The sequence below is a fragment of the Comamonas sp. A7-5 genome (genome assembly GCF_039581385.1).
Taxonomy (GTDB): domain Bacteria; phylum Pseudomonadota; class Gammaproteobacteria; order Burkholderiales; family Burkholderiaceae_C; genus Comamonas; species Comamonas thiooxydans.
The window spans coordinates 126883-146236 of sequence record NZ_JBCPWO010000005.1; the positions used below are offsets into that span (position 1 = coordinate 126883).

Annotated in this window: 19 protein-coding genes; 11 read left to right on the top strand and 8 right to left on the bottom strand. The window is 63.7% G+C overall.

From position 1 onward, the window contains the following. The first annotated feature begins 86 nt into the window (after window positions 1-86). The gene (locus AAIL67_RS10910; RefSeq protein WP_343484014.1) at window positions 87-539 is read left to right on the top strand and encodes a hemerythrin domain-containing protein; all 453 of its coding nucleotides are present in this window, start codon (window positions 87-89) and stop codon (window positions 537-539) included. A gap of 84 nt (window positions 540-623) precedes the next feature. Further along, window positions 624-1586 carry an MBL fold metallo-hydrolase gene (locus tag AAIL67_RS10915; RefSeq protein ID WP_343484016.1) on the top strand — a complete coding sequence of 321 codons (963 nt, stop codon included), beginning with the start codon at window positions 624-626 and terminating at the stop codon, window positions 1584-1586. 7 nt (window positions 1587-1593) lie between these two features. Here AAIL67_RS10915 and AAIL67_RS10920 read toward each other — a convergent pair whose 3' ends face one another. Together AAIL67_RS10920 and AAIL67_RS10925 are read right to left on the bottom strand one after the other, a co-directional pair. Next, a complete protein-coding gene (locus AAIL67_RS10920) occupies window positions 1594-1869 on the bottom strand; it encodes a DUF2798 domain-containing protein (RefSeq protein ID WP_063663763.1) in 276 nt (91 codons plus the stop codon). Next, window positions 1862-2662: a siderophore-interacting protein gene (locus tag AAIL67_RS10925; RefSeq protein WP_063663761.1), complete on the bottom strand. Its 801-nt coding sequence runs from the start codon at window positions 2660-2662 to the stop codon at window positions 1862-1864. Before AAIL67_RS10925 ends, AAIL67_RS10920 begins: the two co-directional genes overlap by 8 nt. Window positions 2663-2729: 67 nt before the next feature. Between AAIL67_RS10925 and AAIL67_RS10930 the strand changes: the two genes are divergently transcribed. From AAIL67_RS10930 to AAIL67_RS10940, 3 genes are all read left to right on the top strand, one after another. Continuing rightward, entirely contained in the window at window positions 2730-3173 is a 444-nt protein-coding gene (locus tag AAIL67_RS10930) for a MarR family transcriptional regulator (protein WP_034354637.1), read from the top strand. A 338-nt stretch (window positions 3174-3511) separates the two neighbouring features. After that, the gene (locus AAIL67_RS10935; protein ID WP_224649000.1) at window positions 3512-5869 is read left to right on the top strand and encodes a catecholate siderophore receptor Fiu; all 2358 of its coding nucleotides are present in this window, start codon (window positions 3512-3514) and stop codon (window positions 5867-5869) included. Window positions 5870-6069: 200 nt separating this feature from the next. Beyond that, complete coding sequence (locus tag AAIL67_RS10940) at window positions 6070-6750, top strand: Fe2+-dependent dioxygenase (protein ID WP_045838755.1); 681 nt, start codon at window positions 6070-6072, stop codon at window positions 6748-6750. 27 nt (window positions 6751-6777) lie between these two features. On the opposite strand, the gene AAIL67_RS10945 is transcribed toward AAIL67_RS10940, so the two are convergent. From AAIL67_RS10945 to AAIL67_RS10955, 3 genes are all read right to left on the bottom strand, one after another. After that, window positions 6778-7350 carry a DUF4124 domain-containing protein gene (locus AAIL67_RS10945; RefSeq protein ID WP_063663753.1) on the bottom strand — a complete coding sequence of 191 codons (573 nt, stop codon included), beginning with the start codon at window positions 7348-7350 and terminating at the stop codon, window positions 6778-6780. A 208-nt stretch (window positions 7351-7558) separates the two neighbouring features. Then, on the bottom strand, window positions 7559-9754 hold the full coding sequence (locus tag AAIL67_RS10950; RefSeq protein ID WP_343484020.1) for a TonB-dependent receptor: 2196 nt from the start codon (window positions 9752-9754) through the stop codon (window positions 7559-7561). 355 nt (window positions 9755-10109) lie between these two features. Further along, the gene (locus AAIL67_RS10955; protein ID WP_343484021.1) at window positions 10110-12089 is read right to left on the bottom strand and encodes a transglycosylase SLT domain-containing protein; all 1980 of its coding nucleotides are present in this window, start codon (window positions 12087-12089) and stop codon (window positions 10110-10112) included. A gap of 15 nt (window positions 12090-12104) precedes the next feature. On the opposite strand from AAIL67_RS10955, the gene AAIL67_RS10960 reads away from it, so the two are divergent. Both AAIL67_RS10960 and AAIL67_RS10965 read left to right on the top strand, forming a co-directional pair. Beyond that, complete coding sequence (locus AAIL67_RS10960) at window positions 12105-12677, top strand: 5-formyltetrahydrofolate cyclo-ligase (protein WP_003073478.1); 573 nt, start codon at window positions 12105-12107, stop codon at window positions 12675-12677. Window positions 12678-12695: 18 nt separating this feature from the next. Beyond that, window positions 12696-12956: a hypothetical protein gene (locus AAIL67_RS10965; protein WP_034354650.1), complete on the top strand. Its 261-nt coding sequence runs from the start codon at window positions 12696-12698 to the stop codon at window positions 12954-12956. Window positions 12957-13074: 118 nt separating this feature from the next. Here AAIL67_RS10965 and queC read toward each other — a convergent pair whose 3' ends face one another. Continuing rightward, a complete protein-coding gene (queC, locus tag AAIL67_RS10970) occupies window positions 13075-13839 on the bottom strand; it encodes a 7-cyano-7-deazaguanine synthase QueC (protein ID WP_063663746.1) in 765 nt (254 codons plus the stop codon). Window positions 13840-13954: 115 nt separating this feature from the next. On the opposite strand from queC, the gene AAIL67_RS10975 reads away from it, so the two are divergent. The 3 genes from AAIL67_RS10975 to adhP all read left to right on the top strand — a co-directional run bounded on the left by AAIL67_RS10975 (window position 13955) and on the right by adhP (window position 17229). Next, entirely contained in the window at window positions 13955-14635 is a 681-nt protein-coding gene (locus AAIL67_RS10975; RefSeq protein WP_224649006.1) for a glutathione S-transferase family protein, read from the top strand. A gap of 59 nt (window positions 14636-14694) precedes the next feature. Further along, window positions 14695-15957, top strand: coding sequence for a multifunctional CCA addition/repair protein (locus AAIL67_RS10980; RefSeq protein WP_343484022.1), 1263 nt, complete (start codon window positions 14695-14697; stop codon window positions 15955-15957). Between the two features lie 237 nt (window positions 15958-16194). After that, window positions 16195-17229 (top strand): alcohol dehydrogenase AdhP, encoded by a 1035-nt coding sequence (adhP, locus tag AAIL67_RS10985; protein WP_034354660.1) that lies wholly within the window; start codon window positions 16195-16197, stop codon window positions 17227-17229. A gap of 62 nt (window positions 17230-17291) precedes the next feature. On the opposite strand, the gene trxC is transcribed toward adhP, so the two are convergent. Beyond that, window positions 17292-17726, bottom strand: a complete 435-nt coding sequence (gene trxC / locus AAIL67_RS10990) for a thioredoxin TrxC (protein WP_034391135.1) — start codon at window positions 17724-17726, stop codon at window positions 17292-17294. Window positions 17727-17935: 209 nt separating this feature from the next. Beyond that, window positions 17936-18136: a DUF2905 domain-containing protein gene (locus tag AAIL67_RS10995; RefSeq protein WP_012839950.1), complete on the bottom strand. Its 201-nt coding sequence runs from the start codon at window positions 18134-18136 to the stop codon at window positions 17936-17938. 208 nt (window positions 18137-18344) lie between these two features. Here AAIL67_RS10995 and AAIL67_RS11000 point away from each other — a divergent pair, with 208 nt between their 5' ends. Continuing rightward, complete coding sequence (locus tag AAIL67_RS11000) at window positions 18345-19331, top strand: tripartite tricarboxylate transporter substrate binding protein (protein WP_343484027.1); 987 nt, start codon at window positions 18345-18347, stop codon at window positions 19329-19331. Window positions 19332-19354: the final 23 nt, after the last annotated feature.

The following is a 19354-nucleotide window of genomic DNA, read 5'->3' on the forward strand; positions in this document are numbered from 1 at the left end:
GGATGCCTGCCCACCGATACGGCTTGCATAATGGTCTTCAGAGACAAGCTGCGCGCACTCCGCAGCATTCACAAGAAGACATTGCCATGAGCCACACCGCCCCCCTGGTCTGGGGAGACCATCTGCTCATGGGCCACGGGCCCATGGACGAGTTGCACGAGGAATTCGTCAAGCTGATTGCCCTGCTGCAAACCGCCGAAGACAGCGAGTTGCCCAGTCTGCTGCAAGCCATGGAAAGCCATCTGCAGCACCACTTTGCCGAAGAGGACCAGTGGATGCTGAATACCGGCTTCCCTCCACGCGACTGCCATATCGACGAACATGCGGCCGTGCTCAAGTCGGTGGCAGAGGTCCGCGTCAAGCTCGCCGAAGGCAATATCCTCCTTTGCCGCGATCTGACCAAGGCCCTGGTGGACTGGTTTCCCGGCCACGCCACGCATCTCGACTCGGCCCTGGCGCACTGGCTGTCCAAGCAGCGCTTTGGCGGCAAGCCCGTGGTGATTCGCCGCAACATCCTGCCTTCGGTCGAATCGCACTGAGCAGCTCGCCCGCGCGACAGCTGCGTGATGAGCGGTCTGCTAGGCTTGTGCAAAACACAAAGCACCGCACAGGAGACCAGTCCGATGAATGCATCCCCGGCAATGCATGTCCCACTGCCGCCCGGCATGACCGTGCTGGAGCGCGGCTGGCTGTCGGCCAACAATATCGTCTTTGCCGCACAGGCCGGCGATGCCGAAGGTGCTGCCGTCATCGACACCGGCTATGTCACGCATAGCGCACAAACCCTGGCACTGATCGAAAGCACGCTGGCAGGTCAGCCGCTGGCGCGCATTCTCAACACCCATCTGCACAGCGACCATTGCGGCGGCAATGCCGCGCTGCAGCAGGCTTATCCACAGGTGCAGACCTTTATCGCACCAGGCCAGGCCGAGCAGGTGCGCAGCTGGGACGACGCCGCCCTCAGCTACGCCCCCACGGGCCAGGAATGCCCACGCTTTGCCATCACGGGCCTGCTGCAGCCAGGCAGCGCGGTACGCCTGTCGGGCCGCGACTGGCAGATCCATGCAGCCCCCGGCCATGATCCCCATTCGGTGATTCTGTTCGAGCCTGACAGCCGCATCCTGATCTCTGCCGATGCGCTATGGGAAAACGGCTTTGGCGTGGTCTTCCCCGAGATCGAAGGCATTGCCGCCTTCGACGAGGTCGCCGCAACACTGGACGTGATCGAGCGCCTGGAGCCCCGCCTCGTCATTCCCGGACACGGCGGCTTGTTTGGCGATGTGCAGGCGGCTCTGGGCATTGCCCGCAAGCGGCTGGCAGGTTTTGTCCAGTCTCCGGAACGCCATGCCAGCTATGCCGCCAAGGTACTGCTCAAATACAAGCTGCTGGAGTGGCAAAGCATCAGGGTGCAGGATCTGCAGGACTGGGTTTGTGCCACCCCCTATTTCGGCATCCTGCACCAGAGCTACTTTGGCGCGCAGACCGCGCAGCAATGGCTGGAAAGCCTGATCGAGAGTCTGCTTGCCAGCGGCGCGGCCGAGCTGCGGCGCGATGCAACCGGTACTCCCATCCTGCTCAATCAGTGAGGAGCGCTCAGTGCTGCACGGTGGCGGCAACCAGCCGCATGACCAGCGGACGCACCAACACCACGCAAGCAAAGGCCGAAGGCATGGCCAGCGCATAGGCCTTGAGCACTCGCCATCCATAGCCCTCCCCCATGCCGCCGTTGGCAGCCACGATGATGCAGCACATGAAGAACGCCATGATCAGCGCCATGTAGAAGGCAAACACCAGGGATGTGTAGCGCTTGTGCAGCTTGCGACGCAGTATTGCAGTGAGTCGTGAAGGCGGACTTGTCTCTTCAGTCATTCGCGCTCAGTTCCTCGTGGTGAGCGGCCTCGCCCTGCTTCCAGTAGGACGCAATCCGCATGCGCTTGGGATGGGCACCGGGCTTGGCCAGAATGCGCTTGCGCAGATCGGCCATGGCACGATTCTCGCCTGCGGCCCAGACAAAGCCCTCGCCTCCGGGGAGCTCCAGGGCATCGACGGCCGCGGCCAGAGACGACACCCACTGCAGATCCAGCTTCGCAGCACTGCTCCAGCGGCGCTGGTCTGCCGGGTTGCCGATCTGCACCCGCACGATGGCGCGGCTGCCGGCCGGCAGCTCCGCCAGGCGGCGCTCCATGGCGGGCATGGCGCTTTCATCGCCCAGCAGCACATGCCAGTCCAGATCGGCGGGCACGACCAGGCTCCCGCGCGGGCCGGCCAGGCCCAGCCACTGCCCGATAGGTGCTGTGCGCGCCCATTCCACGGCCGGACCCGAGCCATGCTCGGCGAACTCCAGCTGCAGCGTGTTGCGGGCGGCGTCGTAGTTCAGCGGCGTGTAGTCGCGCATGGTGGGGCGCTCGCCGGCTATATGCGGGCGACCGTCGACCATCTGCGGCAGATTGGGCCTGTCCATCCCGGCCTGGGGCAGGATGAGCTTGGTATGGTCGTCAAAGCCCGCGCTGACAAAGCCTGCCAGTTCGGGGCCGCCCACGGTCAGGCGGATAAAGCCGGGGCTGAGCTGCTCGCGCGCCAGCAACTGCACATGGCGCGAGCGGAATTCGTGGCGTACACGCTGCATGATGGACACTGTCTCGGTGTTGGACATGATTTTCATTAAGTTGATAAAGTCCACGAAATATCCATTAATAAGTTGACTAAGTCAACAAACAACCTTTCCCACCATGAGTTCATCCATCGCTGCCGAAGTGTTCGAGGTGCTGCACGATCTGCTGCACCTGTTTCGCGCGCGCCTGCTTGAGTCGCTTGAAGCGGTGCAACCGGGGCTGACCTTCAACGAATTCCGCATCCTCATGCACACCGGTCGCCACCCCGGCATCACGCAAAAGGAACTGGTCGAGCACAGCCACACCGACAAGGCCCAGATGGCGCGCACCCTGGCCCAGTTGCAGGACAAGGGCTGGCTGGAGCGCTCTGCCAGCGAAGCCGACAAGCGCGTACGCTGCCTGCAGCTCAGCACCAGGGGACAGCAGTTGTTCGACCAGCTCAGAAGCCGGCGCGAGCAGATAGCCACCGAGCTGCTCAGCGACTTTCCTGCGGCCCAGCAGGCCTTGTTGCATGATTTGCTGCTGCAGGCCAGGGACAGCGCCCAGGCTACGCGACCGTAAATACTCTAAAAAAGAAGCAGCCAACGCATGCTGCTCGATGATTTCAATGCTCTAGCACCTTGAAATACAGATAGAAAAGGCGGTAGTAGCTCTCATATTCGAAGTGAAGCGAGCGCCCGCCTATCCCGACCATGTTGCTATGCAACAACGCCGAGCATGATTCTCCGTAAACTTTCGCAAAGTTATATTAAGAATCATTATCATTCGCTGCATTCGTACCCGAGTACGCTTTAGCCAGCCAGGACTTCGCCCGGACGCCACCCGCGTCTGCGCTCGCATCACAAGTGCAGACAGCCAGTACCAGCCAGCCAACTGTCTTCACTTCCAGTCCTTTCAACATGGCTCAATCCAACATCTATATCCAAAGCCGCAAGCATTCCGCGGGCCGCTTGCCTTCCTCCGCCGGCCTGGTCGCCTGCGCCACCGTGCTGGCCGGCGCCACGCTGGCACTGCCAGCGCAGGCCCAGTCCACAGAAACCACGCTCAAGGAAGTCAAGGTGGAAGGCAAGGCCGACACCGGCTACACGCCCGGCCAGCTGTCCTCGCCCAAGTTCACCCAGCCGCTGGTCAACACCACGCAGACCGTCAACGTCATCAAGGAGCAACTGCTGCAGGAGCAAGGCGCCACCACGCTGACCGAGGCACTGCGCAATGTGCCCGGCGCCGGCACCTTCTACGCGGGCGAGAACGGCAACACCAGCACCGGCGACGCCGTCTATATGCGCGGCTTCGACAGCTCCAGCAGCATCTATGTGGACGGCGTGCGCGACATCGGCTCGATCTCGCGCGATATGTTCAACATCGACCAGGTCGAAGTCACCAAGGGCCCGGCCGGCACGGACTACGGTCGCAGCGCCCCCACGGGTGCCATCAATCTGGTGAGCAAGCAGGCCAATCTGAACAACAGCTTCGGCGGCTCCCTGGGCCTGGGCTCGGCCAGCTACAAACGCGCCAGCATCGACCTGAACCGCGTCATCAATGCAGAGACCGGCACGGCCGTGCGCCTGAACGCCATGGCGCAGGACGCCAATGTGGCGGGCCGCAACGGCATCGAGAACAACCGCTGGGGCATTGCGCCCTCGTTCGCCTTCGGCCTGAACTCGCCCACCCGCGTGTTCGTGAACCTGTTGCACATCAAGCAGAGCAATGTGCCCGACGGCGGCGTTGCCACCATCGGCCTGCCTGGCTACACCTCTCCCGACGCTGCGGGCTATGCGGGCCGCCGCGCCTTTCTGGATTCTGCAGCACGCGTCAACAGCAAGAACTTCTACGGCACGGCCTCCGACCACGACGACGTGACGGCCAATATGGCGACGCTGAAGGTAGAGCATGACTTCTCGTCCACCACCAAGCTGCGCAACACCACGCGCTGGGGCGAGACCAAGCAGGACTATCTGCTCTCGGCCATCATGGGCCAGGGCTATTCTGCGGGCGGCGTGCTTGGCAGCAATGGTCTGCAGACTCCCAACCCCGCCGATCCATCCACATGGTCGATGGCGCGCCTCATCAACACCAAGGATCAGGTCAACCGCATCCTGACCAACCAGACCAATCTGAGCACCAGCCTTGCCACCGGCAGCGTGCAGCATGATCTGAGCCTGGGCCTGGAGCTGACGCGCGAGGAACAGACCAATTACGGCCTGGCCACCTCGGGCTCGGTACCCAGCCGGGTCAGCGTGTACAACCCCGACGCCAGCGTCACGCTGCCTGCCTATGTACGCAACGGCGCCGACAGCAAGGGCAAGACCGACACCGTGGCGCTGTATGCCTTCGACACGCTGAAGTTCAACGACCAGTGGCAGGCCAATCTGGGCCTGCGCCTGGACCGCTACAAGACCTCGTACAACGCCATGGCGGTCTGCACGGCCACCTCGACCACCCAGCCCTGCGGCAGCAACCCTGCGGGCACCGTGGTGCCCACCACCTCGGACGGCCTGAGCAAGTCCGGCACCTTGCTGAGCTGGAAGGCCGGCCTGCTCTACAAGCCCGCCCCCAATGGCAGCGTCTACCTGAACTACGCGCTCTCGCAGCAGCCACCGGGCGGCAGCAACTTTGCGCTGTCGGCCGCCCTGAACAATGCCGCCAACCCCAATATGGACCCGCAGAAAGCCAAGACGCTGGAGCTGGGCAGCAAATGGGAGCTGATGGAAAAGAACCTGATGCTCAGCGGCGCGCTGTTCCGCACCGAAGTGACCAACGAGATCGTCACCAACTCCGACGGCACCGTGGGCCAGACCGGCAAGAAGATCGTGCAGGGCCTGGAGCTGGGCGTGATCGGCCAGATCAACAAGGCCTGGGGCGTGAGCGCGGGCTACACCGTGCAGAACACCAAGGTCGACACCGGTGCCCTGGTGGCAGCCGACGCCAGCAACGGTCTGACCTATACGCCCAAGAATGCCTTCAGCCTCTGGAGCACCTATCAGCTGCCCTTCGGCCTGACGATTGGCGGCGGCGCGCGCTATGCGGGCGGCCTCAAGCGCGGCACCGACGGTGCCGTGGGCACGCCCAGCCACACGGACTCCTACTGGGTGTTTGACGCCATGGCCAGCTACCGCGTGAACAAGAATCTGGACATCCAGCTCAATGTCTTCAATCTGTTCGACAAGGACTATGTGGCGGCCATCAACAAGAGCGGCTACCGCTACTTCCCCGGCATTGCACGCTCGGCCCGTCTGACGGCAAACTTCAAGTTCTGATTGGAAGTTCTCCCCCTGAGGCGCTGACGCGCCTTCCCCCTCTCTGGCGCTGAGCGCCGGAGGGGGGCGACATCTTCGCTGCGGGGCGGCCCTTGCTTGATGTCTCTTACCTGGGTCGCGCCGTCTTCAGCGACAGCGATCCACTTTCCGACTTGCAGCCTCGCCCAAGCGGGGCTTCTCCATTTCAAAAGATTCTCACCATGATGCTGCACATCCCCAATGTCCTGAGCCGCGAGCAGGTCGCCAGCATGCGTGCCGCCATTGATGCTGCCGACTGGGTCGACGGCCGCGCCACCGTGGGCAGCCAGGGCGCCCAGGTCAAGCGCAACCGGCAGCTGCCCGAGCACTCGCCCGTGGCCCAGGAGCAGGGCCGCATCATCTTGCAGGCGCTGGCCGCCAGCCCGCTGTTCTTCAGCGCCGCCCTGCCCGCACGCACCATGCCGCCGCTGTTCAACCGCTACAGCGACAGCGAAACCTACGGCCTGCATGTGGACGGCGCGGCTCGCCGCGTCGCGGGCTCCGAGCAGTGGCTGCGCACCGATGTGTCCTGCACGCTGTTTCTCTGCGAGCCCGAGGACTACGAGGGCGGCGAGCTGGTCGTGGTCGACACCTACGGCACGCACGAGGTCAAGCTGCCCGCAGGCGACCTCATTCTCTACCCGTCAACCAGCCTGCACCGGGTCGAGCCAGTGACACGCGGCGAGCGGATCTGCTCCTTCTTCTGGGCCCAGAGCATGGTGCGCGACGATGCACGCCGGGCCATGCTGTTCGAGATGGATCAGGCCATCACGGGCCTGCGCGGAAAGTTCGGTGAAACCGAGGAAACCGTCAGCCTGACCGGCCACTATCACAACCTGCTGCGCATGTGGGCCGAGACCTGAGAAGTGTTCTGAAACCGGCCGAGCTGCTCAGGGCCTGTGCTTTTCGGCGCAGCCGACCAGATGGTTGTGCATGCTGGTCATGCACTGGTACATATCGCGCGAGCGGCCCGTGGCGGCCTTGCAGTCGCTGACCGTGGCCTGGGAGCGCAGCTTCACGAAGTTGCCCGCCGAGCTGTCGTACTGGGCCTGGGTGATATAGCCGCCCCTGAGGTTTTTCTGGCCGTTTTCCAGCATGGTCTCGATCTGGCTGCGGATGTTGTCCACCGCCAGCGCGCAGTTCAGCGCCACTTCCTTGCCATCGACCTTTCTCAGGCCCTGGACCAGACCGTCGGCCATTTCCTGAGCGCCCTTGGGCAGCTTCCTGGTGCCGTCGGGATTGCGTGTCTCCGGTCCTTCGCCAAAGCGCCCCGCGCCCGCCCCCGAGCTGCCGTTGGGAGAGACCTTGACCTGCGATGCATCCGCCTGCTGTGGCGGCAGCTGCGAGCCGTAATGCGTCTGCCCTTGCGCATCCACCCATTTGTAGACGGGCTGTGCCGTCAGGGCACCGGCCCAGACCAGTCCCAGCGTGGCGATGAGCACGCGGCCTCTTGCTGTTGACATTGCGACTTCCCCCTCACTCGGTGCTGGTCTGCCATGCACAGAACCAGTATTTGTAAAGAAGTGTAAGCAATAATCAGCAATATGAAAACAGGAGCTGCCTACGCTTTTTCATCCATGGTTTCAGACATAAAACAGTTTGAAACCTATGATTGAACTGCGCTGACAGCTCCTGATTCAGAAGCTCATGCCGCTTGTGAGGCGCTCAGCATCAGAACTTCATGTTCGCAGTGATCCAGAAGGTACGACCGGCCTGTGTCACGCCCGACACACTCTGGCCGCCCTGGAAATAGCTGTTCACCCAGGTCGGCGTGCCGTTGACGCTCACCTGCTGATACTTGCGGAAGTCCTTGTCGAACAGATTGAAGATGCTGGCGTTGATGCTCAGGCTCTTGTTGACCTGATAGCTGCCGCCCAGATGGAACAGCGCATAGCCCTTGATATCGCCCACGGCGTCATACACGTCCCTGTTGGCCTTGCTCAGATTGTCGTAGGAGCCGCTGAAGCGCGGGCTCTTGCCGCGGTACTCGCCGCGCGCCCACAGGCGCCACTGGCCGGTTGGCGTCCAGTCCAGCTGCACATTGGCAATGTGCTTGGCGGTGTTGGCGAGCTGGCCGTTCTTGACGCCGCTCTCGATCACCTCGCTATTGGTCCAGGTGTAGCCGGCCTTGACGGCCCAGTCCTTGGCCAGCTGGGCGCGGCTGCTCAGCTCCAGACCCCAGGTCTTGGCCTTGTCCACATTGATGGAGTAATCGGCCGTGGGGTTGTAAGCGCAGCTGGAGATGGCTGCCGTGGCGCAGGAGCCGCCCGAGGCGATCTTGTCCTTGACATCGTTATGGAAGAAGGTGGCCGCGCTGGTCCAGCCCGCCTTGTTGTCATACAGGGCCGACAGCTCCACATTGGTGCTGGTCTCGGGCTTGAGGTTGGGGTTGCCGATGCTGATGGTCTTGCCCTGGCCGGTCACGCCGCTGACACCGTCGATCAGCTGATTCAGGCGCGGCGCCTTGAAGCCCTGGCTCACGCCGCCCTTGAAGGTCCAGTTCGTCGTTGCATCCCAGACCAGATAGGCACGCGGGCTGAACTGGCCGCCAAAGGCATCATGGTGGTCATGGCGGCCGCCCAGCGTGGCGGTCAGGCCCTCGCGCAGACGCCATTCGTCTTCCACGAACAGCGACCACATGGTCTGCTTGTGGCTTTGCGGCAGCAGCCCGTCCTTGAGCTTGGCATCCCAGAACTGGCCGCCCACGGTCAGCATATGGGCATCGCCCACGGGCGCCACCAGCTTGCTGTCCAGCACCAGATTGGTGGTCTTCAGTTCGCGATCGGCGCCGCCGCGTGGGTCGCCCTTAGGCACCGATGCGCTGGGAATGGTGCGGCCAATGGTCTCGGTTTCGGTATGCATCAGGCTGCTTTCCAGCGTGCCGAAGCCCAGGCGGCCGGTATGACCGATGCTGACCTGATCGCGGTTGAAGCGCAGGGCGTCGCGGTAGCCGGGCAGTGCTGGATCGCCATTCTTGTCGACAGGATTGAGTGCATCACGGCTGCCCAGACGACCATCCTCGTTGTTGTACCAGGTGCGAGCCTGGTCCACATCCAGCCAGATGTCGTGATAGCGGCTGGGCGTCAGCGTCAGCTTGGCGCCCAGGCTGTGCTGGCGGCTTTGAGCTGGCGCGGGGTTGCGCGCCTGTGCGGGCTGGGCGGCACCTGGGGCCAGCACCCAGTCGGCGGCATCGCGGTTGAAGGTGCTGCCACGCACGGCCAGGCCCAGCAGATCCTGCTTGATGGGGCCGTTGATGTAGAAGCTGCTCTTGTACTGGTTGCCCCATTCGCTGTCTTGCGGAATGCCGGCGCCCACGCTGACTTCGCCGCCCCACTCCTTGCTGACCTTGCGCGTGATGATGTTGATCACGCCGCCCATGGCGTCCGAGCCATAGAGCGTGGACATGGGGCCGCGAATGACCTCGATACGCTCGATGGCCGACATGGGCGGCATGAAGCTGGTCAGCGCCGCACCAAAGCCGTTGGGCGTGACGTCGCCCGCCACGTTCTGGCGGCGCCCGTCGATCAGGATCAGCGTGTAGTCGCTGGGCATGCCACGGATGCTGATGTCGAGACCGCCGGTCTTGCCGGTGCCGCCCATCACATCAATGCCTTCCACGCCCTGCAGGGCTTCGGCCAGGTCGCGGAAGTTCTTGGTCTCAAGCTCCTGGCGCGTCACGACGGAGATGGAGGCTGGGGCATTTTTCAGCTCCTGCTCGAAGCCGGAAGCCGAGACCACCACCTCCTCCATGGTGGACTCCCTGGCTTGCGCAAAAGCATTGCCGGCGCATGCGGCGGCAGCGGCCAGGGCCAGTAAACGGGGTTGCCAGCGAATATGGCGGGCGCGGCTGAGAGCTGCGTTGGACATGATGACTCCTCGACCTGCCTCGGGCAGGTCGTTCACAGATACGGGTAGGAAGCGGCGGCCCGGTGGGCCTTCTGGACAGCTGGCAGGCAGCTAAAGGGAGACAAAGCCGAGGTTGTATGTGGCGTTATGGGCTCTGACGGTTGCAATTATGTACTTTTGTAAACGCAAACCAGTCTCATTCGCCATCTGTTTGTAGGTTATTCACCTACAAGGGGCTTTGCATGCTATTTCACGCGCGCCTCGGCGCGGGTCTTGTTTGAGCCCTTGAAGCGTTCAATAAAAAAGCGCTCCACACCTTTCGGGCAGAGCGCTTTTCACTATCATTAAATGAGCATCAGCTCATCGAAACACCCGCTTATGGCAAGTCCTTCATGGTCTCGGGATCATTGGCCGGGCGTGGGCCTACGGTGCCCAGTCGGCTTTTGAGCGACTGAGGCTGGCCGGTGATCAGCGCCGCATAGTTGGTGGTGTTGGAGAGCACCTTCTTCACATAGTCGCGGGTCTCGCTGAAGGGCACGTTTTCGGCCCAGATGGCGGCATCCAGCGTGGGTCCGTTGCGCCAGTTGCGCGGGCGTCCCGGGCCGGCGTTGTAACCCGCGGCAGCCAGCGCCATCGAGCCTTCGAAGTCGTCCAGCGCCAGCTTGAGATAGGAGGTGCCGATGGTGATATTGGTGTCACGGTCGTTGATCATGTCGGGCGTGAAGCCCGTCATGCCGATCTTCCTGGCCGTCCAGCGCGCCGTGGCCGGCATCACCTGCATCAACCCCGAGGCGCCCACACCCGAGCGTGCATCCATGATGAAGCGGCTCTCCTGGCGGATCAGGCCATAGACATAGGCCGGGTCCAGCCCGATATTGCGCGACTTGGCCAGCACCGTGTCGTGATAGGGCATGGGAAAGCGCTGCTTCCAGTCGGCAAAGGTCTTGGTGCGCTCGCTGGTGTTGATGCAGCGATCCCAGACCTGGCGCTCGCAGGCCAGATCGGCGGCCGCATACAGTTCGCGATCTTCCATGCCGCCGGGCTGGTGCAGATTGGTGGAATAGTTCCACTCGCGCACGCCTTCGCTACGCAGCCCCATGCCAATCGCATACAGGCTGCGGCTCAGGCCGGGGTTGCTGCGCGCCGCCGCCTTTTCCTGCGTCGTCAACGGCGCGGGCGCGGGCGGCACGGTAATGCGCTGGCCGATTTCCTCCAGCGCCAGCTGCTCGTAGAAGCTGCTGCTGCCGGCCGTGTCTTCCAGCAACTGGCGGGCTTCGGCCTTTTCCTCGGCATTGGGGCGGCCCGCCAGCATGGCCTTGGCCTTCCAGTAGGCCCAGGTCGGGTCGGTGCGCTCCGGCCCCATGGCGTCGATGGCGCGGCGCACGGCCTTCCAGTCGCCGGCGCGCAAGGCGGCGCGGGCCTTCCAGCCCAGCAGATCGTCGCTCAGATCCTCGTTGCGGCGTACCTTGCCAAAGTAGCTATTGGCATCGGGCGAGAGCTTGAAGGCGGCCTGCTTGCCGGCTACGGCCCAGGCCCAGTTGCGCTCCTCGCCGTTGAGCTGGGCGCCCCAGCCGCCGTCGATCTGCGTGACTGCCGCATCGGGATCGCTGGCCGCCATGCGGATCAGGGCCAGCAGGGCCAGCTCCTTGCGTTCGCGGCCGCGTGCCTTGCTCTGGCCTGCCAGGTATTTGGCGGGCGAGGCAAACACCTGCGCCACCTGGTCGGCGGCCTCGGGAGCGACGATGGCGACCGCATCACGGGCCGCCTTCTGGCGATTGTTTTCGGTGGCCACACGGGCACGGCGCCAGACATCGGCGTCGGTGATCAGCTTGTTCGCATACAGCTGGCCGGCGGCCGTGGTGCAGCCGTCATCGGCATCCTTCTGTGCCAGCCACAGATCACGTACCTGCTGGCCCACATTGGGCGCGCCCCGGCCTTGCAAGGCATCGGCCAGCAGGGCGTAGCAGGTGACGGACTTGTCGTCGCGCATGCGGAACTTGGGATAGACCTGGCCGAAGGTACTCCAGTCACGCTGCTTGCCCAGCAGCAGCAGCCAGTCGTTGCGCAAGCGGTCTTCCTGATAGGTGCCGGCATAGCGACTCAGAAAGCCCTGGATTTCATCGGGCGACGCGGTTTCCAGGCGGTTCTTGAGTTCCCAGTAAGCGGCCCACGGTTCGAGGGGGTGACCGGCAGCCTGTGGCAGGAGCTGGGTCAGCGCCGTCTGATTGCGGCTGCGGAATGCTTTTTGCATATCCAGCAACACGGCATCGCCCGAGTTTTGTGCCTGCGCAAACGGAGCAGCTACAGTCAACAGGGAAGCCGCACAAAGCGGTGTCAAAATCTTCAGCCAGTGCATGGAGGAAATTATCCGATGGACAAAGCAGCGTTACGCCGCAAGTTGATTGAACTGCGCCTCAACCTTCCAGATCGCCTGCAACGCGCCGATGCGCTGCAGCAGGTGATGCGCTTTTGGCTGATGGAGCGGCCCGATACCGTGATTGGTGCCTATTGGCCCATCAAGGCAGAGTTCGATCCGCTGCCAGCCCTGCATCGCTGGAAGGAAGATGGCGAGCTACAGGGTACTCCACAAAGGCGCAGGATCGGGCTGCCGGTGATAGACAAACAGCGCAAGACGCTGAGTTTTCACGCCTGGTACCCCGGTTGCCCGATGGAGGAGGACGCCTATGGCATTCCCAAGCCCAAGGATACCGAACTGCTGGTGCCCACGCTGCTGTTTGTCCCCTGCGTAGGCTATGCAGCCGGCGGCTACCGCCTCGGCTATGGCGGCGGCTTCTATGACCGCACGCTGGCCGAGCTCAGCCCGCGCCCGTTCACCGTGGGCCTGGGCTATACCAATGGCTATGTCGATGACTTCCAGCCAGAGGCCCATGACCTGCCGCTGGACGCCATCCTCAACGACAACGGCGTGGTCTGGCCCGTCTAACCCTTGAATCGCTTTGCCATGAGTCGTCCCCGCAAGAACATTCCCCAGCGCCGCTACCGCCAGCGCCCGCCACTGACCGTGATGCAGCTGCCGCTCACGCACCCCGAGGTGCTGCGGCTGCAATCCCATATGCGCCGCCATGGCGCGCTCGGACTGACACCGCGCCAGCACGATGCCATCTGGGACTTTCTGTTCGAGCGCCCCGAGAGCCAGGCCTGGCTCAGCCAGATGACGGCGCAGATTCAGGCCGGGCAGATCGCCACGCGGCCCAGCGCCTGAATCGGGCCGATCGAAAAAAATGCTCCTCATTGAGGAGCATTTACCACTTTAAATCAAAGGACTTCAGCGCTATATCAGCCTGAAGTCCTTTTTTATCAAGCGCAAGAAGCTATCAATTTCAAGCTGCGAACTGGCTGGCGCGCCAGTTGCGCCAGCCCGATGCACGCAGCTCGCAGGCCGGGCAGCTGCCACAGCCATAGCCCCACTCGTGCAGCGCATCGCGCGTGCCCTGATAGCAGGTATGGGTCTCGGTGCGGATCAGCTCCACCAGATCGCTGCCGCCCAGATCATGGGCCAGCTGCCAGGTCTGGGCCTTGTCCAGCCACATCAGCGGCGTATCGATGCGCAGCCGGCGCTCCAGGCCCAGGTTCAGCGCCAGTTGCTGGGCCTTCATGGTGTCGTCGCGGCAATCGGGGTAGCCCGAGTAATCGGTCTCGCAGACGCCGGTGACGATCACCGTCAGCCCGCGGCGATAGGCCAGCGCGCCGGCCAGCGTCAGAAACAGCAGATTGCGGCCCGGCACAAAGGTGTTGGGCAGGCCGTCGGCCTGCATGGCAAAAGCCACATCCTCGGTCAGGGACGAGCCGCCAATCTGCTTGAGCACGTCGAGCGACAGCACATGGTCCTCGCCCAGACGAGGCGCCCACAGGGGAAAGCGCTGAGCCAGCTGCTCGCGCACACCGGCGCGCACCTGCATCTCCACGCTGTGGCGCTGGCCGTAGTCAAAGCCCAGCGTCTCCACGCGCTCGAACATGGCCAGGGCCTGGGCCAGGCAGGTGGTCGAGTCCTGGCCGCCCGAGAACAGCACCAGCGCGCCCTTGTGGTGACCGGCCCCAGCCACCTGAGCAGCCGGGCTTGCAGAAGAAGTCGAAGTATTTGCCATAGTGCTGCAATTACATCATCCGCCGCGCCGCCGAGACATGACTGTGGAATCAAAACACACAGACCGTCAGGCCCAAGCTTGATAAGCTGCTCGACAAACCACACAGGAGTCCGCCATGAAGCTCTATATCGGCAACAAGAATTACTCGTCCTGGTCCATGCGCCCCTGGGTGCTGATGCGCCAAAGCGGCATCAGCTTCGAAGAGCTCACACTGCGCTTTGACAGCTTTGCGCCCGACTCCAGCTTCAAGCTGCAGGCGCTGGCACTCGCACCAACCGGCAAGGTGCCACTGCTGGTCGACGAGGGACTGATCATCTGGGACAGCCTGGCCATCTGCGAATACCTGGCCGAGCGTTTTCCCGACAAGCATCTGTGGCCGCAGACCGTCGCCCAGCGCGCCCGCGCGCGCAGCCTGGTGGCGCAGATGCACAGCGGCTTCGGCGCGCTGCGCAGCTTCTGCCCCATGAATATCGAAGCCCAGTTGCAGGAAATCGGAGCCCGGCTCTGGGCCGAGCATGCCGATCTGCGCAGCGATGTCCAGCAACTCGAAGAGCTCTGGACCCCGCTGCTGAGCGCAGCCAGCGGCCCCATGCTGTTTGACCAGTTCAGCATTGCCGATGCCTTTTTTGCGCCGGTGTGCATGCGCATCAACAGCTACGGCCTGCCGACCTCGGCCCCTGTGCGCGCCTATGTGCAGCGCGTCACCCAGTTGCCAGCCACCCAGGAATGGATTCAGGCCGCGCTGGCCGAGCAGGACTTTCTGCAGTTTGAAGAGCCCTATCGCCAGCAGCGCTGAGGCCTGGCTCCCGCGATTGCGGTATCTGCAGGCCCGCTCGCAGCCACTACCATTGCAGCATGAGTGAATTCAAGGTTTTCAAGGTAGGCGGTGCGGTGCGCGATGCATTGCTGGGCCTGCCCGTCAACGATACGGACTGGGTGGTGGTCGGTGCCACGCCGGAGCAGATGAGCGCGCGCGGCTTCGTGCCCGTGGGACGCGACTTTCCGGTGTTTCTGCACCCCCGGACCCATGAGGAATATGCGCTGGCACGCACCGAGCGCAAGAACGGCATGGGCTATCGCGGCTTTGTGGTCCACACCGCCGCCGATGTGACGCTGGAAGAAGACCTGGCGCGGCGCGATCTCACCATCAACTCCATCGCCGCTCCCGCAGACTGGACAGGCAACGGCAACCTCGAAGACCTGGTCGACCCCTACCACGGCCAGCAGGATCTCAAGGATCGCGTGCTGCGCCATGTGACCGATGCCTTCCGCGAAGACCCGGTACGCATTCTGCGTCTGGCCCGCTTTGCGGCGCGCTTCACCGATTTTTCCGTCGCGCCCGAGACCATGGAACTCATGCGCGAGATGGTGGCGGCCGGAGAGGTCGATGCCCTGGTGCCCGAGCGCGTGTGGCAGGAAATCAGCCGCGGCCTGATGGAGGCCCGGCCCTCGCGCATGTTCGAGATCCTGCGCGAATGCGGAGCGCTGGTCCGGCTGCTGCCCGAACTCGACAAGCTCTGGGGCGTGCCCCAGCGCGCCGAATACCACCCCGAGATCGATTGCGGCGTGCATGCCATGATGGTGCTGGACATGTCGGCCCGCTTGCAGGCACCGCTGTCCGTGCGCTTTGCCTGCCTGTGCCATGACTTCGGCAAGGGCACCACTCCGGCCGATGTGCTGCCCCGCCATATCGGCCATGAGCAGCGCAGCGCCCGCCTGCTGCTGCAGGTCTGCGAGCGCTGGCGCGTGCCCAACGACTGCAAGGAGCTGGCCGAGGTCGTGGCGCGCGAGCATGGCAACATCCACCGCAGCCACGAACTCAATGCCGCCGCCCTGCTGCGCCTGCTCGAGCGCTGCGATGCCATACGCAAGCCCCAGCGCTTCGAGGAAGCCCTGCAGGCCTGCGAATGCGACGCGCGCGGACGTCTGGGCTTTGAAGATGCGGCCTATCCGCAGCGCCAGCGCCTGGGCAATGCCCTGAAAGCGGCGCTTGCCGTGGAAACCGGCCCGGTCGCCCAGGCCGCAGCGCAGCGCGGCCTCAAGGGCAAAGCCATCGGCGACGCAGTGAGCAAGGCGCGCGAGCAGGCGATTGCCGCCTATCTGGAAGGCGGCGCCTAGCCGTCCGCGCGCCGAGGCCCAGAAGGCAGGGATGGGCGCGGCTTGAGTTAAGTCAAAGAAGGTATGCTGCAGCCATTGCACAGTACGAGATGGCTGCGGCGGTTCGCTCCGCCCGAGCCATGCAGCGGGTCACGAAGCCCGCTGCAACACCCATTCCATACCGGTATGGTTCTTTGACGGGCAAGTGTCCGGCCCACAGGCCACGGCCTTGCCCTCTTGCTTCAAGGAGGTGCTCTGATGTCCTTACCCCAGACCATGAAAGCCGCCGTGGTGCGTTCCTTCGGGAAGCCGCTCACGATCGAAGAGATGCCGGTTCCCCGACCGGCAGACGATCAGATCCTGGTCAAGATCGCTGCTTCCGGCGTCTGCCACACCGATCTGCATGCGGCCGAAGGCGACTGGCCTGTCAAGCCTCATCCGCCCTTCATTCCCGGCCATGAGGGCGTGGGCCATGTGGCTGCGGTGGGCAAGAACGTCAAGCATGTCAAGGAAGGCGATCGCGTGGGGGTGCCCTGGCTGCACAGCGCCTGCGGCTTCTGCCGCCACTGCATAGGCGGCTGGGAAACCTTGTGCGAATCTCAGACCAATACCGGCTATTCGGTCAACGGCGGATTTGCCGATTACGCACTGGCCGACCCCAACTATGTGGGCCACCTGCCATCCAACGTGAGCTTTATCGACGTCGCTCCGGTGCTCTGCGCCGGGGTCACGGTGTACAAGGGCCTGAAAGTCACCGATGCCAAGCCCGGCGACTGGGTGGTGATTTCCGGCATCGGCGGCCTGGGTCATATGGCTGTGCAATATGCCAAGGCCATGGGCTTCAACGTCGCTGCCGTCGACATCGACGACAGCAAGCTCGCGCTGGCGCGCCAGCTGGGCGCCACCGTCACCGTCAACGCCATGAACACCGACCCGGCGGCCTATCTGCAAAGAGAGATCGAGGGCGCCCACGGCGTGCTGGTCACGGCCGTGTCGCCCAAGGCTTTCGAGCAGGCTCTGGGCATGGTGCGTCGCGGCGGCACGATTTCGCTCAACGGCCTGCCACCTGGCGATTTTCCGCTGCCGATTTTCTCCATGGTGCTCAAGGGCATCACGGTGCGCGGCTCCATCGTCGGCACGCGCCTGGACCTGCAGGAGTCGCTGGACTTTGCTGCTCAGGGCAAGGTCAAGGCCACCGTATCCACCGACAAGCTGGAAAACATCAACGACATCTTTGCCCGCATGCACGAAGGCAAGATCGAAGGCCGCGTGGTGCTGGACATCGCCGCCTGAGCCAGGCTAACCGGCCCCGAACCGGGGCCGGGTGAGCGGGCCGGCTCGCGCGAAGCCGCCGCTCAGATCACCGAGCGCACCCAGCGCACGATCTCCGAGGCAGGCAGTGCCCCGGAGATGCGTGCCAGTTCCTTGCCTTCCTTGAAGACCACCATGGTCGGAATACTGCGAATGCCCAGCGGTGCTGCAGCCTGTGGATAAGCCTCGGTATCGAGCTTGGCCAGTTGCGCCTGCCCCGCCAGCTGCTGCGCCGCCTGGGCATAGGCCGGCGCCATCATGCGGCAGGGACCGCACCAGGGGGCCCAGAAATCCACGACCACGGGCAACTGGCTGCGGCCGGTGTGCCGGGCAAAGCTGTCGTTGTCCAGGGCCACGGGCTCGCCCGTCACCAGCGGCTGGTGGCAGCTGCCGCAGTCAGGCTGATTGCTCAGCTGCTCTTTGGCGATGCGATTGGTGGTGTGGCAGTGAGGGCAGACGTAGTGCAGGGATTCGGACACAGGGGGCAACCTTTCTAGGATTTACAAAAAAAGAATGCGACAACGGCCTGCCTCCTGGGACAGTCGCCTTGCCTGAACCCGCTTTGCGTAAGTCGTACTTTCTTTGGCAATACCTGACGGTGCCAGCAGGCACTGCTCGGGCTCAGGTCCGTATGTGCAGCCAAAGCCTGCAGATTCAAGTCGGCCCGACTCAGAACGTGTTTACGATCTCAGAGCTTCACAAAGCGGGCAATCAGCGCCGCCACCACGCTGAGCAGCACGGTGCTGGCCACAGGCAGGAAGAACTCCTTGCCGAACAGCCGAAAGCGGAAGTCGCCGGGCAGACGCCCCAGCCCTATGCGCTGCAGCCAGCCGTGCAGCCCGTTGACGAGCAACAGGGCCAGAAAAATGACGATCAACCAGCGAATCATGAGACCGCAAGTATAGGGGCGCACTGTCCTGACGGCCTGCGCGCCCATGCTGTCAGGCAGCCATTCCGTTTATGCATGACATGCTTCCCAAAGATTGATTGACCTCAATTCCCCCCTCTGCCCATGATGTCCAAGCCCAGCGCCATGCAGGGCCCGGGCCCATGCGTCTGCCGTCACGGCCCGCCAACAACAAACAACGAGACATACCGTGCCCCAGACCTTTTCACGCAAACAGTTTCTTCTGACCGCAGCGCTGCTGGGCGCCAGCCTGGCCCTGCCGGCGGCTGCCGACAGCTTCCCCAATCGCCCGCTCAAGCTGGTCGTGCCCTTCTCGCCCGGCGGCAATACCGATGTCGTGGCGCGCCTGGTCGGCCAGGGTCTGGCCGAGGCCCTGGGCCAGCCGGTCGTGGTGGAGAACGTCCCCGGAGCCAACGGCGCCATCGGTGCCAGCCGCGTCGCGGCTGCCGCCAATGACGGCTACACGCTGCTGTTCGGCACGGCAGGCACGCAAGCCATCAATCCCAGCCTGTACCGCAATCTCAGCGAGAAAAGCCTGGACGACTTCGAGTACGTAGCTTTGGTGACCTCGATTCCCAACGTGCTGGTGGTCAACGAATCGAAAACACCGGTCAAATCTGTGGCCGAGCTGGTGAGCTACGCGCGCGAGCGCCGCACCGGCATGAGCTATGGCTCGCCGGGCATGGGCTCCACCGTGCATCTGTCGGGTGAGCTGCTCAAGAGCGCCGCCAAACTGGACCTGGTTCACGCGCCTTACAAGGGCAGCGCTCCGGCCCTGACCGATCTGATCGGCGGCCAGATCGATTTCATCTTCGAGAACATCACGCCGACACTGCCCTTCATCCAGGGCGGCAAGCTCAAGGCGCTGGCCGTGACCTCGGCCGAGCGCCTGCCGCAGCTGCCCCAGGTCCCGACCATGAAGGAAAGCGGCTTTCCGTCCTTTGTCACCGCCACCTGGAACGGCGTGCTGGCCCCCAAGGGAACACCACGCGCCGTGGTTCAGCGACTTGAAGCCGCCACGCTCAAGGTGGCCAGCAGCCCCGAGTTCAAGGCCAGGGTCGCGGCCCTGGGCGGCGAACCTCGTCTGCTCGGCTCAAGCGCGTTCCGCGACTTCACGCGCACCGAGTACAAGCACTGGGGCAGCATCATCCAGGCCGCCAAGCTCGAAAAGCAGTGAGCTCGGCGGGCGCGCAGACGCTA